A 25,347-nucleotide genomic window follows, 5' to 3' on the forward strand; every position below is an offset into this window, starting at 1 on the left:
CCCCAAGTCAGGAGATCCCGAGTTCCTTGCCGATGAATTCGAACATTTCGTCGTCCGAGGCGTCTTCGAGCCGATCCGCCACGGATTCGGTGCCCTCGCCCGGATCGCAGGCCGCGAGCAGGGCGCGCAGCCGGTCCTTGACCTTGCCGCGGATCGCGTCGTCCGGGCTTCCCCCGGCGAACGCGGCCTCCAGCCGGTCGAGTTCCGCCAGCACCCCCAGCGGCGGTGGCGCGTCCTCCACGACGATCTCCGCGCCGACCAGATCCGCCACCGCGGCGGTGGTCGGATGGTCGAAGACCAGCGTGGCGGGCAGCCGGAGACCGGTGGCCTCGTTGACCCGGTTGCGCAGTTCGACGGCGGCGAGCGAGTCGAACCCGAGTTCCGTGAACGCCTTGTCCGGATCGACCTGGTCGGGGCCGGCGTGCCCGAGCACACCGGCGACGTGCGTGGCGACGAGGTTCAGCAGTGCCGCGGCGCGCTCCTCCCCGGTCATCCCGGCCAGCTTCGCTTTGAGCGCGTCCCCGGTCGGTGAACCGGCGGTCTCGGCGCGTTTGCCGGTACCGCGGATCAGGCCGCGCAACAGGGGCGGGACGTCGGTGCCGAGGCCCGCCCGCACAGTGGCGAGGTCCAGCCGCATCGGCAACAGCACCGGTTCGGCCGCCGTCACCGCGAGGTCGAACAGCGCCAGTCCCTCCTCTGTGGACAGTGCGCCCGCGCCGGAGGCGGTCATCCGGTCCAGATCGCGTCCGGACATGGCGCCCGCCATCCCGTCACCGGCCCAGAGCCCCCAGGCGAGCGAGGTCGCGGGCAGCCCGTGTGCGTGACGATGCCGGGCGAGCGCGTCGAGGAAAGCGTTGGCCGCCGCGTAGTTCGCCTGCCCCGGATTGCCGAAGGTGCCCGCCGCGGAGGAGAACAGCACGAACTCGTCGACGTCTCCCGCCAGTTCGTGCAGGTTCACCGCGGCGTCGACCTTCGGCCGCAGGACGGCGTCGAGCCGATCCGGGGTGAGGCCGTCGAGGACGACGTCGTCGAGGACACCGGCGGCGTGCACCACCCCGGTCACCGGATGCTCCGCCAGAAGGCGTTGCAGCGCTTCACGATCGGCCGCGTCACAAGCGACCACCGCGACCTCGGCGCCCAGTCCGCGCAACTCGCCGACCAGCTCACCCGCGCCCGGCGCGTCCGGGCCGCGGCGGCCGGCGAGCACCAGCCGGGTCTTCCCGTGCGCGGTGACCAGATGCCGGGCCAGTGCCGCGCCGAGCGCGCCGGTGCCGCCGGTGATCAGCACGGCGCCGTCGGTCCGCGCCTTGCCCTCGGCGGCCGTCACGGCCGGTTTGACCAGCCGCGGCGCCTTCACCGTTCCCTCGCGCAACTCCAGCTGCGGTTCGCCGGAGGCGAGGGCGGGTAGCAGCACGCGGTACGACGCGTCCTGTTCGTCGAGGACCACCAGCACGAACCGGCCGGGATGCTCGGACTGCGCCGAGCGGACCAGGCCCCAGATCACCGCCTGCGCCGGTTCGCCGACGGCGCCGCCGGTGACCAGCACCAGCCGGGAACCGGCGAACCGGTCCTCGGCCAGCCACGCACGGACCAGGTCCAGCGCCCGCTGCGCGGCGGTGTGCGCGGCGGCGGCCAGCCCTTGGCCGTGGTCCGGCGCGCAGGACACGAAGACCAGCTCGGGCACCCGATCGCTCGCCTCGGCCAGCGCGGCGAGATCGGCGTGCACCTGCCCGCGATACCCGGCGGCGGTGAGCGCGGCGTCGAGTTTGTAGTCGTCGACACCGACGACGGCCCAGCTCGCGGCCACCGGGGCGGTGGGATCGAGCGGCACCGGCGCCCAGGCCAGGCCGAACAGCGACTCGTGGCTGCCCTGTCGCGCGCCGAGCTGCTCCAGTGACACCGGGCGCAGCGTCAGAGCGTCCACTGTGGCCACCAGCCTGCCGGTTTCGTCCGCGGCGGCCAGGGAAACGGCGTTCTCCCCCGCCGGGGACAGCCGGACCCGCAGGGCACGCGCACCGGAGGCGTGGAGCCGAACGCCGGACCAGGCGAACGGCAGGCGCACGCGCCCAGCTGCGACATCGGCCTCCTGCTCGCCTCCTTCGGCGAAGCCCAGCGCGTGCAAGGCGGCGTCGAGCAACACCGGATGCAGGCCGAAGCCTTCGGTCGTCGTGTCCTCGGGGAGGTCGACCTCGGCCCAGATGTCGTCCCCTCGCCGCCGGGCGGAGCGGAGTCCCTGGAAGACCGGGCCGTACTCGAGCCCGGCGGCGGCCAAGCCGTCGTAGAGGCCGTCGGTTTCGACGGTCTCGGCATCGGCGGCCGCCCAGGCCGACAGATCGAACGGCGCGCTCGCCGCCAGGGGTGACACGGTCCCGGTGGCGTGGCGAATCCAGTCGCCGTCGTCGGGGCGGGAGTAGACGTCCAGTGCGCGCCTGCCGGTCTCGTCCGGCGCGGCGGCGACGATCCGCAGCGCCGTGCCACCGTGGTCCGGCAGCACCAGCGGCGCTTCCAGGGTGAGTTCGTCGACGGCCGCGCAGCCGGTCAGCTCCCCGGCCCGCAACGCGAGCTCGACGAACGCCGTACCCGGGAGGAGTGTCGTCCCGGCGACGACGTGGTCGGCCAGCCACGGCTGTTCCTGCGCCGACAGCCTGCCGGTGAACAGCACCGCGCCGCTGTCCGGCGCCTCGACCGCCGCGCCGAGCAGCGGATGCCCGGCGGGCGACTGCCCCAGCCCGGTGACGTCGCCGACCGCGGGAGCGGCGGGCCGCAGCCAGAACCGCTCGTGCTGGAAGGCGTAGGTGGGCAGATCGATCTTCCGGCCGGGGAGCGCCTTCGCCCAGTCGACCCGGACGCCGTCGACGTGCAAGCGCGCGAGGGCGGTGGTGAACGACTCGACGTCGGACCGGCCGGCCCGCAGCGACGGCACGAACAGCGGAGCGTCCACTGTGGACTCGTTCGTGACGCAGTGCTCGCCGAGGGCGGTCAGCGGCGCGTCCGGGCCGAGCTCCAGGTAACGCCGGACGCCCTGCGCCTCCAGGGTCCGGATCGCGTCGCAGAACCGGACCGCGTCCCGTACGTGCCGCACCCAGTACTCGCTCGATCGCGCCTGCTCGCCGGTCAGCGGCTCCCCGGTCAGCGTGGACACCAGCGGGATCCGCGGTTCGGCGGCGGAGATCCCGTCGAGCACGGCGCGGAATTCGCCGAGCATCCCGTCCATGAGCGGCGAGTGAAACGCGTGGCTGACGGTGAGCCGCTTGGTCTTGCGGCCACGTTCGGCGAACCCGGCGGCCAGCGCGGTCACGGCGGCCTCTTCGCCGGAGACGACGACCGACACCGGGCCGTTGATCGCGGCGATCGACACGGTCTCGTCGTCGATCAGCGGCCGGATCTCCTCCTCGGTGGCCTGGACGGCGATCATCGCGCCGCCCGGCGGCAGCGCCTGCATGAGCCTGCCGCGCGCGGCGACCACGGTGCAGGCGTCCTCCAGCGACCAGACCCCGGCGACGTGGGCCGCCGCCAGTTCCCCGATCGAATGCCCGGCCAGGAAGTCCGGCCGCAGTCCCCGGCTCTCGACGAGCCGGAACAGCGCGACCTCGACGGCGAACATCGCGCACTGGGTGTACTCGGTGCGGTCGACCAGGTCACCGGCGATCGCCTCGCGCAGCGGACGGTCCAGCAGGGTGTCGAAACGCGCGCAGATCTCGTCGAAGGTTCGGGCGAACACCGGGAAGGCGGCGGAGAGTTCGTCGGCCATCCCGGCGCGCTGGCTGCCCTGGCCGGTGAAGAGGAACGCGAGTTTCCCGCCCGGTTTCGCGACACCGGAGACGAAGTCGCCCGGTTCTCCCCCGGCCAGCGCGGCCAGCGCGTCGAGCAGTCCGTCGCGGGCGCCGGCGGTGACCACCGCGCAATGCTCGAAAAGTCCCCGTGTGGCGAGTGTGTGTGCGACGTCGGCCAGCTCCGCCTGCCCGGTCAGCAACCGGGCACGCAACCTGGCGGCCTGCCCGCGCAGAGCGTCCTGCGTCTTGGCGGACAACGGGAAGGCGAGTACATCCGGCTGTCCGGCCGGCGCCCTGTCCCCGGCGCCGTCCGCTTCGAGGACGACGTGCGCGTTGGTACCACTGATACCGAACGACGACACCCCGGCACGGCGTGGGCGTCCGGTGTCCGGCCAGTCCCGCGTTTCGGTGAGCAGCGAGACGGCGCCTTCCGCCCAGTCCACATGGGACGATGGTTCTTCGACGTGCAGTGTCCTGGGCAGGACACCGTGGCGCATCGCCTCGACGATCTTGATCACGCTCGCCACCCCGGCGGCGGCCTGGGTGTGGCCGAGGTTCGACTTCACCGAGCCGAGCCACAACGGTTCTTCACGATCCTGGCCATACGTGGCGAGCAGAGCCTGCGCCTCGATCGGATCGCCGAGCGTGGTCCCGGTTCCGTGTGCCTCGACGGCGTCCACATCGGACGGTCGCAAGCCGGCCTGCGCCAAAGCCTGCCGGATCACCCGCTGCTGCGACGGCCCGTTAGGCGCGGTGAGCCCGTTCGACGCGCCGTCCTGGTTCACCGCCGTACCACGCAGGACGGCCAGCACCCGGTGGCCGTTGCGGCGGGCGTCCGAAAGCCGTTCCAGCAGCAGCATGCCGACGCCCTCGCCCCAGGCCGTGCCGTCCGCGGTCTCGGAAAACGCCTTGATCCGGCCGTCCGGCGCCATCCCGCGCTGGCGGCTGAACTCGATGAAGGTGTCTGGAGTGGACATCACCGCGACGCCGCCGGCCAGTGCCAGGCCGCATTCGCCCTGCCGCAGGGCCTGCGCCGCGAGATGCATCGCGACCAGCGAAGACGAGCACGCCGTGTCGATGCTGACCGCCGGGCCTTCCAGTCCGAAGGCGTAGGCGAGGCGCCCCGAGATCACGCTGCCCGAGTTCCCCGTGCCGAGGTAGCCCTCCAGATCCGCCGGGATCTCGGTGAGCCGCGAAACGTAGTCGTGGTACATCGCCCCGGCGAAGACGCCGGTCGCGGAACCACGCAGGGTGGCCGGGTCGATCCCGGCGCGTTCGAACGCTTCCCAGGACGTCTCCAGCAGCAAGCGCTGCTGCGGGTCCATCGCCAGCGCCTCACGCGGCGAGATCCCGAAGAACCCGGGGTCGAAGTCCCCGGCGTCGTGCAGGAATCCGCCGTAGCGGGTGCAGGAGGTGCCGGGCCGGGAGGCCTCGGGGTCGTACAGGCCTTCGATGTCCCAGCCCCGGTCCGCCGGGAACGGGGTGATGCCGTCGCGGCCTTCGCTGACCAGCCGCCAGAGGTCTTCCGGCGAGCGGACACCGCCGGGGAACCGGCAGGCCATGCCGACGATGGCGATCGGTTCGTCCACCGGCGCCGTGGTGACGACGGCGGCCGCCACCGTGCTGCCGGACAGTTCCTCCCGCAGGCGGGCGACCACCGCGTCGGAGTTCGGGTGGTCGAACACGAGGGTGGCGGGCAGGCGCAGGCCGGTCGCGGAGTTCAGCCGGTTCCGCAGGTCCACCGACGTGAGCGAATCGAAGCCGAGTTCGGTGAACGCCCGGTCCGACGGCACGTCCTCCGGGCCGGAGTAGCCCAGCACCGCGGCGACCTGCGTCCGCACGAGTTCGAGCAGCCGCGCGTCACGGTCCTCTTCGGACAGTCCCGCGAGCTGCCGCTTCCACGCCGACGCTCCCGCGGAGCGCCGCGCGGGCGCCTTGATCAGACCGCGCAGCAGCGACGGCACGTCGGAGCCGAGTTCGGCGCGGAGCGCGGCGAGGTCGAGCTTCATCGGCAGGACGACGCCGTCGCCAGCGGTGTCGAACAGGTGCAGCCCTTCTTCGGTGGTGAGGCCGGAACCGGTGAGCCTGGCGACGGCGGCGGAAGCGTCCATCCCGTCGTCGGTGTCCCACAGTCCCCAGGCCAGGGACCGGGCCGGAAGCCCGTTGGCCAGGCGGTGCTGTGCCAGCGCGTCCAGGAAGGCGTTCGCCGCGGCGTAGTTCGCCTGTCCGGCGTTGCCGAACGTGCCCGCCGCCGAAGAGAACAGGACGAACTCGTCGACGTCACCCGCCAGTTCGTGCAGGTTCAGCGCCGCGTCGGCCTTGGGGCGCAGGACGGCGTCGAACCGTTCGGGCGTCAGGCTGTCGATCAGGCCGTCGTCGAGGACGCCGGCCGCGTGCACGACCCCGGTGAGCGGGTGCCCGGGGTCGATCCCGGCCAGCAGCTTCGCGAGGGCTTCCCGGTCGGCGACGTCGCAGGACTCCAGGACCACGGAGGCGCCGAGCCCGGTCAGTTCCGCCAGCAGGTCCTTGGCGCCGTGTGCGGCCGCGCCGCTGCGGCTGACCAGCAGCAGGTGCCGCACCCCGTGTCCGGAGACCAGGTGACGGGCCAGCGATCGGCCCAGCGCGCCGGTCGCCCCGGTGAGCAGCACGGTGCCTTCCGGGTCGAAACGCGGTGTGGCACTGGCGGGCGCGCTCTTCACCAGACGCGGCGCCCAAAGCTTCCCGTCGCGGATGGCGAGCTGTGCCTCGCCGGTGGCGACGGCTCCGGCCAGGTCCGCTGGTTCGGTATCGGTGTCGATGAGCACGAACCGGCCCGGGTGCTCGGACTGCGCCGACCGCACCAGCCCCCAGACGGCGGCGCGGGCGAGATCTCGGGTGTCCTCCCCCGCCACCGACACCGCGCCGCTGGTCAGCACGACCAGTGGGGTGCCGGCGTTGCTTTCGTCCGCGAGCCAGGATTGGAGCGCCGCAAGCGTTTGCGCGGTCGCTTCACGCACGTCCGCCACACTGTCCACTTCGGACCGGACGGCGGGTGCGGTGTCCGCGGCACGGGCGCGGACCGGGACCCACTCCACCCGGAACAGCGAATCGCCGCCACCACCGAACGCGGCGGGGTCGACCTGGCGGACGGTCAGCCCGGCGACGGTCGCCACCGGTGCGCCCGTCCCGTCCGCGATCGCCAGGGAGAGCGTGTCGCCCGACCCGGTGAGCCGGACGCGCAGGCTCGTGGCGCCGAGGCCGGTGAGCGAGACGCCCGACCACAGGAAGGGCAGCCGTGCCCCGCCTTCGGTGCTCAGCGCGCCGAGACCGGCGGTGTGCAGGGCCGCGTCCAACAGGGCCGGGTGCAGGCCGAACCGGGCGGCGTCGCCGTGATGGCGTTCGTCGAGGTCGATCTCGGCGTACACGGTGGTGCCGTCGAGCCAGGCCGCGCGGACGCCTTGGAAGACCGGGCCGTAGTTCAGGCCCGTGTCGGCGAGCGCGTCGTACAGCCCGTCGACGTCGGCCTCCTCGGCGGCGGGCGGCCACGCCGTGAGATCGGCGGATGTGGCGCCGGTGTCCTCGGTCAGCGTCCCGACCGCGTGCCGGATCCAGGGCTCGTCGTCATCGGCGCGGGAGTGCACGCTGACCGCGCACGCGCCGGTGTCGTCCGGTTCGCGGACCCATACGCGCAGATCGACACCGCCGTGCTCCGGCAGGACCAGCGGGCTCTCCAGGGTGAGTTCGTCGAGGACGACGGGGCCGTGCCGTCGTCCGGCGGCGAGCGCCAGATCGACGAACGCGGTACCGGGCAGGAGCACGGTCTCCCCGACGGCATGGTCGGCGAGCCAGGGCTGGGCCGCGAGCGACAGCCTGCCGGTGAACACGGTCCCGCCGGAGTCCGGCAGGGTCACCGCGCCACCGAGCAACGGGTGCCCGGCGTCGGCCAGCCCCGCTGCGGTCAGATCGCCCGCCGCGGCACCCGCGTCGAGCCAGAACTCCGTGCGCTGGAAGGCATACGTGGGCAGATCCACCCGGCGGGCCCCCGCGGACAGCGGGCTCCAGTCGACGTCGGCGCCGTGGACGTGCAGCCCGGCGACCGCCGTCAGCAGCGTCGTGACCTCGGGCTTGTCGCGCCGCAGGGCGGGGACGACGACCGCGTCCTCCAGGCTGTCCTGCGCCATCGCGGTCAGGACACCGTCCGGGCCGATCTCCAGGAACCGCGTGACGCCCTCGGCTTCCAGGAACTTGACCGAATCATGGAACCGCACCGCGTCGCGCACATGACGGACCCAGTAGTCCGAAGTGGACACCTCCGCCAGGCCACCCGACACGATCGGGATCCGCGGGGGCGCGAAAGTCAGGCCCTCCACCACAGTGCGGAACTCATCCAGCATCGGCTCCATCAGCGGCGAATGGAACGCGTGACTCACGGTAAGTCGTTTGTGCTTGCGGCCCTCGACCACAGCGGCGACGGCGTCTTCGTCACCCGAGACGACGACCGACTCCGGGCCGTTGATGGCGGCGATCGACACCCGTTCCGTCAGCAGCGGCGTCACCTCCGCTTCGGTCGCCCGCAGTGCCACCATCGCGCCGCCCGTGGGCAGCGCCTGCATCAGGCGGCCGCGCGCCGACACCAGGGTCACCGCGTCGTCCAGCGACAGCACACCCGCGACATGGGCGGCCGCGATCTCGCCGACCGAGTGCCCGGCCAGGAATTCCGGCCGGACACCCCAGCTCTCCACCAGGCGGAACAGCGCCACCTCAAGCGCGAACAACGCGCACTGAGTGTTGGCGGTCTGGTTCAGCTCCTCGGCCGACAAGTCCCTGAGCGGCTGCTCGAACCGGGAGCAAACGTCGTCGTAGGCCGCGGCGAACACCGGGAAGCGCTCGGCCAGTTCACGGCCCATCCCGAGCCGCTGACTGCCCTGACCGGTGAACAGGAACGCCGTCCGGCCGGTGTGCCGCGCCGTTCCCCGGACGATCCCCTCGGCGGTCTCGCCGTGCGCGAGCGCGTCGAGGGTGGCGAGGAGACCGCCACGGTCACCGGCCACGAGCACGGCACGGTGCTCCAGGTCCGCCCGCGCCGTGAGGGACAGCGCGACGTCCGCCGCGGTCACCTCGGGAGCGGCCAGCAGGTGGTCGTGGAGGCGGGTCGCCTGCGCCCGCAACGCTTCCTCGGTCTTGCCGGACAGCGGCCACGGCGGGACGTCCGGGTTTCCGGACGGCTCGGTGGCTTCCGGCTCGACGGCCTCGATGATGGTGTGCGCGTTGGTCCCGCTGATCCCGAACGACGACACCCCGGCACGACGCGGACGGCCGGTGTCCGGCCACTCCCGCGACTCCGTCACCAAGGACACCGCGCCCTCGGCCCAGTCCACATGGGATGAGGGCTCGTCGACGTGCAGCGTCCGAGGCAGGACGCCGTGCCGCATCGCCTCGACCATCTTGATCACGCCCGCGACACCGGCGGCGGCCTGCGTGTGGCCGAGGTTCGACTTCACCGAGCCGAGCCACAACGGCTCCTCGCGATTCTGGCCATAGGTGGCGAGCAAGGCCTGCGCCTCGATCGGGTCACCGAGTGTCGTTCCCGTACCGTGCGCCTCGACGGCGTCCACATCGGACGGACGCAACCCCGCCTGCGCCAAGGCCTGCCGGATCACCCGCTGCTGCGACGGCCCGTTCGGCGCCGTCAGCCCGTTCGACGCGCCGTCCTGGTTCACCGCCGAGCCGCGGACCACGGCCAGCACCCGGTGCCCGTTGCGGCGGGCGTCCGAAAGGCGCTCCAGCAGCAGCATGCCGACGCCCTCGCCCCAGCCGGTGCCGTCCGCGGCCTCGGCGAAGGATTTGCACCGGCCGTCCGTGGCCATCCCGCGCTGGCGGCTGAACTCGACGAAGGTGTTCGGCGTCGCCATCACGGTCACGCCGCCGGCGAGCGCGAGCGAACATTCACCCTGCCGCAGCGCCTGTCCGGCGAGGTGCATCGCGACCAGCGACGACGAACAGGCCGTGTCGATGCTGACCGCCGGGCCTTCCAGCCCGAACGTGTAAGCCAGCCGCCCCGAGATCACACTGCCCGAGTTCCCCGTGCCGAGGTAGCCCTCGACGTCCTCCGGCACGGAGTTCAGCCGCGCCGCGTAGTCGTGGTACATCACCCCGGCGAAGACGCCGGTCTTGCTGCCCCGCACCGCGTGCGGATCGATCCCGGCGCGTTCGAAGACCTCCCACGACGTCTCCAGCAGCAACCGCTGCTGCGGATCCATCGCCAGCGCCTCACGCGGCGAGATCCCGAAGAACGCCGCGTCGAATTCGCCCGCGTCGTGCAGGAAGCCGCCCTCGCGGGCGTAGCTCTTGCCCACCTTGCCGGGGTCCGCGTCGTAGACGTCTTCCCAGCCCCGGTTGACCGGGAACTCCGAAACTCCGTCCCGGCCGGCGGCGACCAGATCCCACAGCTCTTCCGGAGAAGTGACACCACCCGGGTAGCGGCAAGCCATGCCGATGATCGCGATCGGCTCGTCGACCGGACCGGTGCGCACCGGCACGTCGGGTGCCACGGCGAGTCCGCTCCCGGCGAGCCCCTCCAGCAGGTGTTCGGCGAGCACGAGCGGGGTCGGGTAGTCGAAGACGAGGGTCGCGGCCAGCCGCAGGCCGGTGACCTCGGTCAGCCGGTTGCGCAGTTCGACCGCCGCCAGCGAGTCGAAGCCGAGCTCCTGGAACGGTTTCCCGGCGTCGATCGCCTCCGAACCGAGGTGCCCCAGCACGATGGCGACGTGCGTCCGCACGATCTCCAGCAGTTCCCGGCTCCGTTCGGCCGGGGCGAGCGCGGCCAGCCGGTCGGCGAGCGCGCCGGCCGAACCGGTGACGGCGGCACGGCGGGTGGGCCGGATCAGGCCGCGGAACAGAGGCGGCACGTCACCGCCGAGCCGCGCTCGCAACGCGGGCAGATCGAGCCGGATCGGGACGAGCGCGGCGTCGTCGAGCGCCGTCGCGGCGTCGAAGAGCGCCATACCGTCTTCTGTGGACAGTGCGGGAAAGCCCGGGCGAGCGGTGTGCGCGTCACCCATGCCGGAGGCCCACATCCCCCAGGCCAGTGCCGTGCCGGGCAGGCCGTTCGCCTGCCGGTGCCGGGCGAGGGCGTCGAGGAAGGCGTTCGCGGCGGCGTAGTTCGCCTGCCCTTCGTTGCCGAACACCCCGGCGGCGGAGGAGAACAGGACGAGTTCGGTGTTGCCGAGCAGTTCGTGCAGATGCACGGCGGCGTCCACTTTGGACCTCAGTACGGCGGTGAGGCGTTCCGCGGACAGGTCACCGAGGAGGCCGTCGTCGAGCACACCGGCCGCGTGCACGGCGAGGGTGATCGGCTGATCGGCCAGCAGCGCGGCGAGCGCGTCGCGGTCGGCGGCGTCGCAGGCTTCGATCCGGACGTCGGCGCCGAGCGCGGTCAGCTCACGGGTGAGGGTGTCCGCGCCGGGCGCCGCCGCACCGCGACGGCTGGTGAGCAGCAGCCGCCGGACACCGCGCGACCGGACGAGGTGCCGGGCGAGATCCGCGCCGAGCGCGCCGGTGCCGCCGGTGACGAGCACCGTCCCGTCGATGTCGCCGGGCTCGGCGGAGGCACGCGGGGCGCGGACGAGCCGGGCGCCGGACAGGACGCCTTCGCGGAGCAGGAGCTCGGGTTCTCCGGTGGCGACGGCGGCCGCGACGAGTTCGGGCGTGGGCTCGGTGTCGGTGTCGAGCAGGACGAACCGGTCCGGGAACTCCTCCTGCGCGGTGCGGACGAGACCCCAGACGGTCGCCTGCGCCGGATGCGGCACGGCGTCCCCGACGGCACCGCTGGTGAGGAAGACCAGTTTCGGGCCGCCGCTGTCGGCACGCACCAGTTCGAGTGCGCGGACCGCGGCCGCGTGGGCGTCACCGAGCAGGTCACCGGTGTACCCCGTGAACGAGGAGACGACGTGATCGGCGGCGGCTTCGGCGGGGATGGTGAGCGGCTGCCAATCCACCCGGAACAACGCGTCGCGCACCGGGTTCCGGGAGGTGAGGGCGCCGGACGGGACCGCGCGGACGAGGAGGCCGTCGGCGGTGAACACCGGCCGTCCCTCCGGATCCGCGACGGCGAGCGCGATCGTGTCCGGCCCCGCCGGGGTCAGCCGCACGCGGATCGTCGTCGCTCCGAACGCCCGCAGGCTCACGCCGGACCACGAGAACGGGAGCCGCGCCTCGGTGGCGTCCAGCGCGCCGAGACCGGCGGCGTGCAGGGCCGAGTCGAGCAGGGCCGGATGGATCCCGAACCGGGCCGCGTCGGCCTTCTCGGCGTCGGCAAGCTCGATTTCGGCGTAGACGGCCGATTCGTGGGTCCAGGCGGCGCGCACGCACTGGAAGGCGGGCCCGTAGTCGAGGCCGACCTCCGCGAGCGCGCCGTAGAGGCCGTCGATCGCGACCGGCTCGGCGCCTTCGGGAGGCCACGCGGCGAGGCTGAAGTCGGTGTCGGGGAAACCGGGGGCGAGGACACCGGTCGCGTGGCACGACCATTCTGCGTCGGCGGCCTCGGGCCGGGAGTGGACGCCGACCGTGCGCCTGCCGGTCTCGTCCGGCGCGCCGACGACGAGTTGCAGGCTGAGCGCGTCGTGTTCGGGCAGGACGAGGGGTTCCCGCAGGGTCAGTTCCTCCACGCTCCCGCAGTCGACCTTGTCCCCGGCGTGCAGGACGAGGTCGACGAAGGCGGTGCCCGGCAGCAGGACATGTCCCGCGACCACGTGCCCGGCCAGCCACGGCTGCGCCGCGAGGGAAAGCCGCCCGGTGAGCAGGACGCCGTGCGCGTCGGCCATCGTGACGACGGCGCCGAGCAGCGGGTGATCGGTGGCGCCCAGGCCCAGGCTCGCCGCGTCACCCTCGGCGTTCAGCGGGCCGTCCAGCCAGAAACGGCGGTGCTGGAAGGCGTACGTGGGCAGGTCGACGCGGCGGGCGCCGGCGAGCAGCGGCGTCCAGTCGACGGACGACCCGTGGACGTGCAGCGTGGAGACCGCGGCGAGCAGGGTGACGTCCTCCGCGCGGTTGCGGCGCGAGGCCGCGACGACGACCGCGTCCTCGGTGCTTTCCTGGGCCATCGCGGTCAGGACGGCGTCCGGCCCGATCTCCAGGAAGCGGGTGACCCCTTCGGTTTCCAGGAACTTGACCGAATCGTGGAACCGCACGGCGTCACGGACATGCCGGACCCAGTAGTCCGAAGTGGACACATCCGCCAGACCACCGGACACGATCGGAATCCGTGGCGCCGCATACGACAGACTGTCCGCGACCGCGCGGAAGTCGTCGAGCATCGGCTCCATCAGCGGCGAGTGGAACGCGTGACTGACGGCGAGCCGTTTGTGCTTGCGGCCCTCGAAGCGGGACACCACAGCGGCGACGGCGTCTTCGTCGCCGGAGAGGACCACCGACTCCGGGCCGTTGATCGCGGCCAGCGACACCCGGCCCGTCAGGAGCGGGACGACCTCGGCCTCGGTCGCCTGCAAGGCCACCATCGCGCCGCCGGTGGGCAACGCCTGCATCAACCGGCCTCGCGCCGAGACCAGCTTCACGGCGTCATCGAGATTGAACACACCTGCGACATGAGCGGCCGCGATCTCGCCGATCGAGTGCCCCGCCAGGAAGTCGGGCCGCACGCCCCAGCTTTCGACCAGCCGGAAAAGCGCCACCTCGAAGGCGAAGAGCGCGCACTGCGTGTTCGCCGTCTGGTTGAGTTCCTCAGTGGACAGTTCCTTGATCGGCCGTTCGAACCGGGCACAGACGTCGTCGAAGGCCTCGGCGAACACCGGGAAACGCTCGGCCAGTTCCCGCCCCATCCCTCGGCGCTGACTGCCCTGGCCGGTGAATAGGAACGCCGTCCCGCCGTCGGTGGCGACGCCGTGGGCGACCCCGGACGTGGTGGCGCCAGCGGCGAGGATGTCCAGTCCGGCGAGCAACTGATCCCGGTCGGCCGCGACGATCGCGCCCCGGTGCTCGTGCAGGACGCGGGTGGTGGCGAGCGACGCGGCGACGTCGGCGACACTCAACTCCGGCCTCGCGAGGATGTGCGAGCGAAGCCGCACGACCTGATCGTGCAGCGCGTCGGCGGTCTTGGCAGATAGCACCGCGGGCACGGCGCCGGTGGGCGGCACACCCGGGGTTTCTTCGCTCTCGGGGGCTTGCTCGATGATGGTGTGCGCGTTGGTGCCGCTGACGCCGAACGAGGACACGCCCGCACGCCGGGGCTGCCCGGTCTCCGGCCACTCGCGTGCTTCGGTGAGCAGTTCGACGGCACCGGCCGACCAGTCCACTTTGGACGACGGGTCCCCCGCGTGCAGGGTGCGCGGCAGGACCCCGTGCCGGATCGCCTGCACCATCTTGATCACGCCGCCGACCCCGGCGGCGGACTGGGAGTGCCCGATATTCGACTTCAGCGAACCGAGCCACAACGGCCGGTCCGCGGACTTCTCCCGGCCGTAGGTGGCGAGCAGCGCCTGCGCCTCGATGGGGTCGCCCAGGGTGGTCCCGGTGCCGTGGCCCTCCACGACGTCGATCTGTCCGGCCGAGAGCCGCGCGTTCTCCAGGGCCTGCCGGATGACCCGCTGCTGCGACGGGCCGTTCGGCACGCTGAGCCCGCTGCTCGCCCCGTCCTGGTTGACCGCGCTGCCGCTGACGACCGCGAGCACCTCGTGGCCGAGCCGCCGCGCGTCGGAGAGCTTCTCCACCAGGAGCATCCCGACGCCCTCGGCCCACGACGTGCCGTCCGCTCCGTCCGAATAGGACTTGCAGCGGCCGTCCGCGGCGAGCCCGCGCTGACGGCTGAAGTCGACGAACGTGTCCGGCGTGGACATCACCGCGACACCGCCGGCGAGCGCCATCGAGCATTCGCCCTGCCGCAGCGCCTGCGCGGCGAGATGCAGCGCGACGAGTGAGGACGAGCAAGCGGTGTCGATCGTCACCGCCGGGCCCTCCAGCCCGAAGGTGTAGGCGACCCGCCCGGAAACGACGCTGCCCGAGTTCCCGGTGCCGAGGTAGCCCTCGAGCTCCTCCGGGATCGCGGCGAGCCGGGAAACGTAGTCGTGGTACATCACCCCGGCGAACACCCCGGTCCGGCTGCCCCGCAACGAGCCGGGGTCGATGCCCGCGCGTTCGAAGGTCTCCCAGGAGATCTCCAGCAGCAGCCGCTGCTGGGGGTCCATGGCGAGCGCTTCCCTCGGCGAGATCCCGAAGAAGGCCGGGTCGAATTCGCCCGCGCCGTCGAGGAAACCGCCCTCGCGGCAGTACGAGGTGCCGGGCTTCTCCCCCGTCGGGTCGTACAGCGCGGACAGGTCCCAGCCGCGGTCGGCGGGGAACCCGGAGATCCCGTCGCGGCCCTCGGCGACCAGCTCCCACAGATCCTCCGGCGACCGCACGCCGCCGGGGAACCGGCAGGCCATCCCGATGATGGCGATCGGCTCGTGGCCGCGGTCCTCGGCCTCCTTCAGCCGTCGCCGGGTCTCCCGCAGGTCGGCGGTCGCGCGCTTGAGGTAGTCGAGGTACTTGTCTTCGTTCGCCACGGAAGGGTCTCCCAGTATCAGGCGGGTCAGGACGCGCCGAGTTCGTGATCGAGAAGGTCGAACAGTTCGTCCGCGGTGGCCGACTCCAGCGAGTCGTCGGCCTCGGCGGCGGGCTCGCCGGTCCACGCCGCCAGCAGGGTGCGCAGGCGCGCGGTGACCCCGGCGCGGTCCCCGTTCGCCGGGGCGGCGGTGGCCAGCAGCGCTTCGAGCCGGTCGAGCCCGGCGTGCACGGACGCGGTGGTGGCCACCCCTTCGGCGGGCAGTTCGGCCGCGAGGTGCCCGGCGAGCGCGGCCGGGTTGGGGTGGTCGAACACCACCGTCGTCGAGAGTTTCAGCCCGCTCAGCGCGCACAGCTGGTTGCGCAGTTCGACCGCGCTGAGCGAATCCATCCCGAGTTCGACGAAGCCCTTGCCCGGATCGATCGCCCCGGCGCCCGCATGGCCGAGCGCGGCGGCGACCTGCTCGCGCACCACCTCCAGCACCGCGTCGTCGCGTTCGGCTCCGGTCAGGCCCGCGAGCCTGTCCTGCAACACCGGTCCGGTGGGAGCGGACGCGGCACGCCGGGAGGTCGTCCGTACCAGTCCGCGCAGCAACGGAGGCAACATCGCGGGTTCCACGTCGCGGAGTGCGGACGGCGTCAGCGCCATCGGCAGGACCACCGGACCGGCACCCGACGCCGCTTCGAACAGGGCGAGCCCGGTTTCCGGGGTCAGCGCGGCGATACCGGTGCGGCCCATCCTGGCCAGGTCGGTGTCGCTCAGTTCGCCCGTCATTCCGCCGTCGGTCGCCCACAGTCCCCAGGCGAGCGACGTGGCCGGAAGCCCTTGGGAGTGGCGGTGGCGGGCGAGCGCGTCGAGGAAGGCGTTGGCCGCCGCGTAGTTCGCCTGCCCGGGATTGCCGAACGTGGCCGATGCCGAGGAGAACAGCACGAATTCCTCGACGTCACCCGCGAGCTCGTGCAGGTTCAGCGCCGCGTCGACCTTCGGCCGCAGCACCTTCGCCAGCCGCTCCGGGGTCAGCGAATCGACCAGACCGTCGTCGAGCACGCCGGCCGTGTGCACGACGGCGGTCAGCTCGTGCCCGGCGAGAGCCTCTTCCAGCGCAGCGCGGTCGGCGACGTCGCAGGCCTCGACGGTGACGTCGGCACCCGCGGCCGTCAGGTCCGCCACCAGGTCCTTGGCGCCCTCGGCCTCCAGCCCGCGCCGGGAGATCAGCAGCAGCCGGGTCACGCCGCGCGCGGCCACCAGATGCCGGGCCACCAGCGCGCCGAGCGCTCCCGTACCGCCGGTGACCAGCACCGTCTTGCCGGGATCGAGCGCGACCGAAGCGGCCGCGGCGGCCTTGCGGACCAGCCTCGGCGCGTACGCGACACCGTTCTCCAGCCGGAGTTCGGGCTCGTCGGCCGACACCCGGACCGGATCCCCGGTGGTCTCGGCGATACCGAACCGGCCGGGGTGTTCGGACGAGGCCGACCGGAACAGTCCCCGCACCGCGGCCTGGGCCAGGTCGGTACCGTCGGTCAGCAGGACGAGCCGGTGCGCGTCGAGTCGTTCGTCGGCGAGCCAGTCCCGCACCTGGCGCAGCGCCCACGCGGTCGCGTCGTGCACCGCCTCGGCCGTCTCCCCGGACGGGCAGACCAGCAGCGCGACTTCGGGCGTCTCGGCGGCAAGCAGTGCCGCGACGTCCACATAGGACTCTCCGGCGCCGACCCTGACGTCCTCTGTGGACACTTCCTCGGCGGGCACCTCGGTCCACTCGACGTGGAACAGCGAGCCGCTCCCCTGCCGGTTTCCGAGCTGCTCCGGCGAAACCCGGCGGAAGACCAGGGAATCGACCGTGGCCACCGGAGCGCCTTCGCCGTCGGCGAGCAGCAGCGAGATCGTGTCCGGAGCGGGCGAGGACAGCCGCACCCGCAACGTCCGCGCCCCGGTCGCGGCCAGCGAGACACCCTTCCACGTGAACGGCAGGAAAGGTCCCTCGCTGTCGCCCTCCAGCCGGAGCTTCGACGCGTGCAGCGCGGCGTCCAGCAGCGCGGGGTGGACGCCGAAGCCTTCGGCGTCACGGGAGCGGTCCTCGAGCAGCGAAACCTCGGCGTAGACGTCGTCCCCGGCCTTCCACGCCGCGCGCAGGCCCTGGAACAACGGCCCGTACTCGAACCCGGTGCCGTCGAGCCGGGCGTAGAAATCCCCGACCGGGAGCTCGGTGCCGTCCGGAGGCCAGCTGGCCAGATTCCCGCTCGCAGCAGGGGTTCCGGGGGCCAGGAGACCGGTGGCGTGCCGCGTCCACGGTTCGTCGTCGGCGGCGGACCCGGCACGGGAATGGATCTCGATCGTGCGCCCGCCGTCCTCGCCGGGCTCGCCGACGGTGACGTGCAGCCGGACGTCACCGCTTTCCGGCAGCGCCAACGGGGCTTCCAGGGTCAGCTCGGCGACGGTTCCGCAGCCGGCGCGGTCACCGGCGTGCAGTGCGAGGTCGACGAACGCGGTGCCGGGAAGCAAGGCCGTGCCGAGCACGACGTGCTCCGCGAGCCACGGCTGAGTCCGCAGGGAAAGCCTTCCGGTGAAAGAGATCCCGCTCCCGCCGGGCACCGGGACGGCCGCGCCGAGCCGCGCGTGCCCGGCCTCGCCGAGCCCGAACGCGGCCGCGTCGCCCGTGGTCGTGCCGGTGCTCGCCAGCCAGAAGTGCCGATGTTCGAAGGGATACGTGGGCAGCGTGACCCGGCTCGCCTGGACGCCGTCGAACACACCCGCCCAGTCGACCCCGACGCCGTGGACGTGCAGGCGGCCGAGCGTGGTCGCCAGCGCGGCGACCTCCGGACGTTCCCCGCGCAGGGTCGGGATCAGCACGGTGTCTTCGAGGAAGTCGTTGGCCATGGCGGAAAGGACACCCTCGGGGCCGAGTTCGACGAAGGCGCGCACGCCCTCGGCCTCGGCGAACCGGATCGCGTCGTGGAACCGCACCGCCTCGCGGACGTGCCGCACCCAGTAGCCGGGTGAGGCGATTCCGGGATCGGGGCGGCCGGTCACCGTGGACACGACCGGGATCCGCGGCTCGCTGAAGGAAAGCCCGGACACGACACGGCGGAAGTCCGCGAGCATGGGTTCCATCAGCGGCGAGTGGAACGCGTGGCTGACCACGAGCCGCTTGCTCTTGCGATCGGCGAACCGGTCCACGACAGCGACGACGGCGTCCTCGTCCCCGGACAGCACCACCGCTTCCGGTCCGTTGACCGCGGCGAGCGACACGCACTCGGTGAGCAGCGGCGTCACCTCGTCTTCGGTGGCCTGCAAGGCGATCATCACACCGCGGGACGGCAGGGCGCCCATGAGCCTGCCGCGCGCCTCGACCATCGTGGCCGCGTCCGGGAGCGACAGCACCCCGGCGACGTGCGCGGCCGCGATCTCACCGACCGAATGCCCGAGCAGCAGCGCGGGTTGGACACCCCAGCTCTCCAGCAGCCGGAACAGCGCGACCTCGACGGCGAACAGGGCACACTGCGCGAACGCCGTTTCGTGCACTCGCCCGGTTTCGATGACTTCGCGCAACGAGACCCCGAGGTGCGGGTCCAGATGGGCGCACACCTCGTCGAACGCGGCGGCGAACACCGGGAAGCGGGCCGCGAGTTCGGCGCCCATCCCGGGTTTCTGGCTGCCCTGACCGGTGAACAGGAACCCCGGCGCCCCGGCGGTGAGCGCGCCGCGCAGCACCGCCGCGCTCGGCGTCCCCTCGGCGAGGAGGGCCAGCTCGCGCAGACGGTCCGGCCCGGTCACCGCGGCCCGGACTTCCAGTCCCGCACGGGCGGTCGCCAGCGTGTACGCGATGTCGGAGTCGGCCCCGGGGTGCTCTTCCAGTTGCGCGCGCAGCCGGGAAGCTTGTGCCCGCAACGCTTCCTCGGTCTTGGCCGAGAGCACCCACGGCGCCCACGTGTCCCCGCCGGCGGGAGGCGCCGCGCTCTCCGGGACCTCTTCGATCAGCGTGTGCACGTTGGTCCCGCTGACACCGAAAGAGGAGACGCCCGCCCGGCGCGGACGTCCGGTGTCCGGCCAGTCCACCGGTTCGGTGAGCAGCCGGACGTCACCCGTCGTCCAGTCCACCTCCGTGGTCGGCGCGTCGACGTGCAGGGTCCTTGGCAGGACACCGTGCCGGATCGCCTGCACCATCTTGATCACGCCCGCCACACCCGACGCCGACTGCGTGTGCCCCAGGTTCGACTTGACCGATCCGAGCCACAGCGGGTGCTCGCGTTCCCCGCCGTACGCGGCGAGCAAGGCCTGTGCCTCGATCGGATCGCCGAGGCTGGTTCCGGTGCCGTGTGCCTCGACGGCGTCCACATCGGACGGTGCGAATCCGGCGTTCGCCAGCGCCTGCCGGATCACCCTCTGCTGTGACGGCCCGTTCGGCGCGCTCAGCCCGTTCGACGCGCCATCCTGGTTCACGGCCGAACCGCGCACCAGCGCCAGTACGGGGTGCCCGAGGCGGCGTGCGTCGGAAAGTCGTTCGACCAGAAGGATTCCGGCGCCCTCGGACCACGCGGTGCCGTCGGCGGCGTCGGCGAACGCCTTGCAGCGCCCGTCCGGCGCGAGCCCGCGCTGACGGCTGAACTCCACGAACGCGGCCGGGTTGGCCATCACGGTCACCCCGCCCGCCAGCGCCAGCGAACATTCGCCGCGCCGCAGGGCCTGCGCCGCGAGATGCAGCGCCACCAGCGAAGACGAACACGCGGTGTCGATCGTCACCGCCGGGCCTTCCAGCCCGAAGGTGTAGGAGAGGCGGCCGGAGACGACGGCGGTGGCGGTTCCGGTGAGGAAGTAGCCCTCGGTGCCTTCGGGCGCGTCGGCGGCATCCAGGCCGTAGTTCTGGAAGGAGGCGCCGACGAAGACGCCGGTCGCGCTTCCCCGCAGGGTCGCCGGGTCGATCCCGGCGCGTTCGAACGCCTCCCACGACGTCTCCAGCAACAGCCGCTGCTGCGGGTCCATCGCCAGCGCCTCACGCGGCGAGATCCCGAAGAACCCCGCGTCGAAACCGCCCGCGTCGTCGAGGAAGCCGCCTTCACGGGCGTACGTGGTGCCGAGGTGCGCGGGGTCCGGGTCGTAGAGCGCGTCGAGATCCCAGCCGCGGTCGCCGGGGAAGGCGGCCATCGCGTCCCCGCCGTCCGCGACGAAGTCCCAGAACTTCTCCGGATCCGTGATCCCGCCGGGGAACCGGCAGCTCATCGCGACGATCGCGATCGGCTCGTCGTCGGTCACCGCCACGGCCGGGGCGGTCGCGGTCCCGGTGACGTCGCCGGTGAGTTCGGCGACGAGGTGCCCGGCGAGCGCGGCCGCCGCGGGATGGTCGAAGACGAGGGTCGCGGGCAGCCGCAGCCCGGTGGCGGCGGCCAGCCGGTCGCGGACCTCGACCGCGGTCAGGGAATCGAAACCGAGGTCGCGGAAGGCCCGGTCCGGCTCGACGGCGGCGGCGCCACCGTGGCCGAGGACGGCGGCGGCCTGCTCGCGGACCAGGTCGAGCACGATACGGGCCCGGTCGGCCTCCGGGGCGGCGAGCAGTCCGGCGGCGAATTCGGAGCCACCTTGTCCCGCGGTGTCGGCGGACAGCGCCTCGCGGACCTCGGGCAACGCGTCCAGCAGCGGCCGGGGCCGGGCGAGGGCGAATCCGGGAGCGAACCGCGCCCAATCGACGTCGGCGACCGCGACGAAGGTCTCGTCGTGCGAAACGGCCTGGACGAGCGCGGACACGGCGAGCGCCGGGTCCATCGCGGCCAGCCCGAGCCGGCGCAAGCGGTCGACGTCGTCCTGGCCGGCCAGTCCGCTGCCGCCGCCCCACAGGCCCCACGCCACCGAGGTGGCGGGCAGCCCCCTGGCACGACGGCGTTCGGCGAGCGCGTCCAAGGCGGCGTTCGCGGCGCCGTAGGCACCCTGCCCGGCGCCGCCCCAGACACCCGCGTTGGAGGAGAAGAGCACGAAGGCGTCCAGTTCGGTGCCTTCGAGAAGTTCGTCGAGGTGCGCGGCACCGCCTGCCTTGGCGGCGAGCGCGTCGGCGAGTTCCGCCGGGCCGGTCTCGGCGAGCGACGCGGTGGTCCCGACCCCCGCCGTGTGCACGACGGCGTTCGGCGGATGCTCGGCCAGCACCGCGGCCAGTGCGTCACGATCGCCGACGTCGCAGGCGGCGAACGTCACCCGCGCACCGAGACCGGCGAGTTCGTCACGCAATTCCGCCGCACCCTCGGCCGCCGCCCCGCGCCTGCTGGTGAGCACCAGATGCCCGGCGCCGTTCCCGGCGAGCCACCGCGCGACGTGGGCGGCCACCGCACCGGTGCCGCCGGTGACCAGGACGGTCCCGCGCGGCCGCCATTCCGGCGCGACGGCGTCCCCGAGCGGCGCCCGCACGAGCCGCCGCAGGTAGACCCCGGACGACCGGACGGCGACCTGGTCCTCGTGGCCGGTGGCGAGCACCCCGGCGAGCCGGGCCGCGGCGCGTTCGTCGAGTTCCCCCGGAAGGTCGACGAGGCCGCCCCAGCGTTCGGGGTGTTCGAGACCGATCGCCCGGCCGAGGCCCCAGACGGCGGCCTGCGCGTTCGGGGACTCCGACCGGCCGACGGCGACCGCGCCGGTGGTGACGATCCACAATGGAGCGTCGAGGTCGGCGAGCTTGCGGACGAGGTCCGTGGTCGCGGAGAGCCCGGCGGGTACCACCGGGTGTTCCGGATGCGGCCGTTCGTCCAGTGCCAGCAGGGAAAGCACGCCGTCGACCGGCTCGTGCGGCAGTTCGTCATCGGGGCCCGCGAGCAGGACACGGGCACCGAGGCGGGTGAGCGCCTCCACGACAGGCGGCACCGGTCCGGGCGGGGCGACCAGCAGCCACGTCCCGTCGAGGGTGGCCGCAGCCGTCCCGGTGGCGGGGACCCAGTCGATCCGGTACCGCCAGCTGTCCACTGTGGACTTTTCGAGACCGGAACGGCGCCAGGCCGAAAGCGCCGGAAGCACCGCGTCCCAGGCTCCCTCCCCGGCGGGCACGGTGGCGTCGAGCGCGCCGGTGTCGGCCTGGTCGACGGCCGCCCAGAAGCGCAGTTCGGCCTCCGTCCCGCCCTGCCGGACGACGGCGGCGTCGAGCCAGTACGGCACCCGCTGGAAGGCGTAGGTGGGCAGGTCGACCCTGGTGGCAGTGGGCCACAACGCGGCCCAATCCGGACGGAGGCCGCGCACGTGTGCCTCGGCCAGCGACGTCAGAAACCGGCGGAGGCCGCCCTCGTCACGACGCAGCGAACCGAGCGCGACCGCCTGGGCGCCCCGTTCCTCGATGGTTTCGGTGACGCTGCCGGTCAGCACCGGATGCGCGCTGGTTTCGACGAAGAACCGGTGACCGTCGTCGAGCAGCCGCCGGACGGACCGGTCGAACCGGACGGTGGCCCGCAGGTTCCGGAACCAGTACTCCGGGGTCAGGCCCGCCGTGTCGAGGGGTTCCCCGGTCACCGCCGAGTAGAACGGCACCGTGGACGCGTGGTGCTCGACGCCGTCGAGCAGGCCGAGCAATTCCTCGAGGAGGACGTCCACCTGCGGCGAATGCGAGGCGTAGTCCACCGGGATCCGGCGGGCACGAACGCCGTCGGCCTCGCAGGCGGCGACGAGCCCGTCGAGCGCCTCTGGGTCTCCGGAGACCACGACCGACGCGGGTCCGTTGACCGCGGCCACGGCGATCCGGTCGCCCCACTCCGTCAGCCGAGGGAGCACGTCGTCGCGTCCGAGGGCGACCGCGACCATGCCCCCGGCACCGGAAAGCGCGAGGATGGCCTTGGCCCGCAAGGCGACGACCTTGGCGGCGTCGGCCAGCGACAGCGCGCCGGACACGTACGCAGCGGCGATCTCACCCTGGCTGTGCCCGGTGACCGCGTCGGGTTCGACCCCGCACGCCCGCCACAGCGCCGCCAGCGACACGTTGACCGCGAAGAGGGCGGGCTGGACGACGTCGACGCGCTCCAGCGCCGTCGCGTCGCCGAGCACGTCGGTGAGTTTCCAGTCCACAAAGGACGAAAGAGCGTGTTCACAGTCGATCATTGCGGCCCGGAAGACCGGCGAGGAGTCCACGAGCTCCAGTGCCATCCCGGCCCATTGCGAGCCCTGCCCGGGAAAGACGAACGCGACCTTGCCCGGCGGCAAAGCGATACCTTCGACCAGCCCTGCCGCAGGCGCGCCGGCAGCCAAGGCGTCGAGCGACGCTTCCGCATCGGCCACGACGACGGCGCGGTATTCCAGCGCGGCACGGGACGTCGCGAGCGAGAAGGCGGTGTCGGCTAAGGAGTCCGTCAGGCGAAGGTGTTCACGCAGCCGGGCGGCCTGCGCACGCAGGGCTTCGGCGCTCCGGGCGGACAGGACCAGCGGCGTCACCTCATCGCCGACCGGCGATTCGCCGTCGCGTTCGGCGGGCTCGATCTCCGGCGCCTGTTCGACGATGACGTGCGCGTTGGTACCACTGACGCCGAACGACGAGATCCCGGCGCGGCGCGGTTCGCCGGTTTCCGGCCACGGGCGGGCTTCGGTGAGCAGTTCGACCGCGCCCGCTTCCCAGTCCACTTTGGACGTCGGGGTGTCGACGTGCAGGGTCATCGGGGCGACCCCGTGCCGGATCGCCTGGACCATCTTGATCACGCCGCCGACCCCGGCGGCCGCCTGGGTGTGCCCGACGTTCGACTTCAGCGAACCGAGCCACAGTGGACGGGCGCGCTCCTGTCCGTACGCGGCGAGTAGTGCTTGCGCCTCGATCGGGTCGCCCAGGGTCGTTCCCGTGCCGTGCGCCTCGACGACGTCGACCTGGTGCGGCGCGAGGCCGGCGCTGTCGAGCGCCTGACGGATCACCCGCTGCTGCGACGGACCGTTCGGCGCGGTCAGTCCACTGCTCGCGCCGTCCTGGTTGACCGCGGTGCCGCGTACCACGGCGAGGACCGGATGCCCGTGGCGACGGGCGTCGGAAAGCCGTTCTAGCAGCAGGATCCCGGCGCCCTCCGCCCAGCCGGTGCCGTCGGCCGCGTCGGCGAAGGGTTTGCAGCGGCCGTCGGGCGCCATCCCGCGCTGACGGCTGAACTCCACGAAGGTCTCCGGCGAGGCCATCACGGTCACCCCGCCCGCCAGCGCGAGCGTGGACTCCCCGCGCCGGAGCGACTCGGCGGCGAGATGCAGCGCGACCAGCGAAGACGAACACGCGGTGTCGATGGTGACGGCGGGACCTTCGAGGCCGAAGGTGTAGGCGACCCGGCCGGAGGCGACGCTCCCGGCGCTGCCGTTGCCGAGGTATCCCTCGAACTCGCGCAGTTCCTCGGCGCGGGGGTCGAGCCTGGAGCCGTAGTCGTTGTACATCACCCCGGCGAACACGCCGGTCCGGCTGCCGCGCACGGAAAGCGGATCGATCCCGGCGCGTTCGAAGACCTCCCAGGCAGTCTCCAGCAGGAGGCGCTGCTGCGGGTCGACGGTGAGCGCCTCGCGCGGGCTGATGCCGAAGAACGCGGCGTCGAACTCGTGGGCGTCGTAGAGGAAACCGCCCTCGCGCGTGTAGGTCTTGCCGTGCCGGGCGGGGTCGGGGTCGTAGAGGGCCTCGACGTCCCAGCCCCGGTCGGCGGGGAAGCCGCCCACCGCGTCGGTGCCCGCGGCCACGAGGTCCCACAGCTGCTCCGGGCCGCGGACGCCGCCCGGGTACCGGCAGGCCATCCCGATGATCGCGATCGGCTCGTGCTCCCGCGCCTCGGCCTCCCGCAGCCGGGCCCGGGTCCGATGCAGGTCGGCCGACACCCGCTTGAGGTAGTCGCGCAGCTTCTCCTCGTTCAGCATCAGTAGCCAACCTCTTCGCGCCGGGAAAAACGAAATGCCACTCGAAGAAAAGCTAGGTGAGCTGCGAAGAGGCGGACAACCCCTAGCCGCCCCTACGTCCCCTTAGGGAATAGGCGACGACCAGGGGCACTTTCGAGACCGTATCCGGCCGGGGTGAAGGCTCCTTTCGCCGCATCAGACGCGGTGAAGGGAGCCTTCAGCCCACGCGCGTCCGGTCGATCCTCC

At 72.7% G+C, this 25,347-nt stretch carries 2 protein-coding genes; both read right to left on the minus strand.

All coding sequences use genetic code 11. The features are described 5' to 3' along the window. Positions 1–7 precede the first annotated feature (7 nt). On the minus strand, positions 8–15,307 hold the full coding sequence (locus DMC61_RS10990) for a type I polyketide synthase (protein WP_125688955.1): 15,300 nt from the start codon (positions 15,305–15,307) through the stop codon (positions 8–10). Between the two features lie 26 nt (positions 15,308–15,333). Beyond that, positions 15,334–25,125: a type I polyketide synthase gene (locus tag DMC61_RS10995; protein ID WP_370456400.1), complete on the minus strand. Its 9,792-nt coding sequence runs from the start codon at positions 25,123–25,125 to the stop codon at positions 15,334–15,336. Between the last annotated feature and the right edge of the window lie 222 nt (positions 25,126–25,347).

Origin of the sequence: Amycolatopsis sp. WAC 04169, from assembly GCF_003947535.1 — a bacterium.
Classification (GTDB): domain Bacteria; phylum Actinomycetota; class Actinomycetes; order Mycobacteriales; family Pseudonocardiaceae; genus Amycolatopsis; species Amycolatopsis keratiniphila.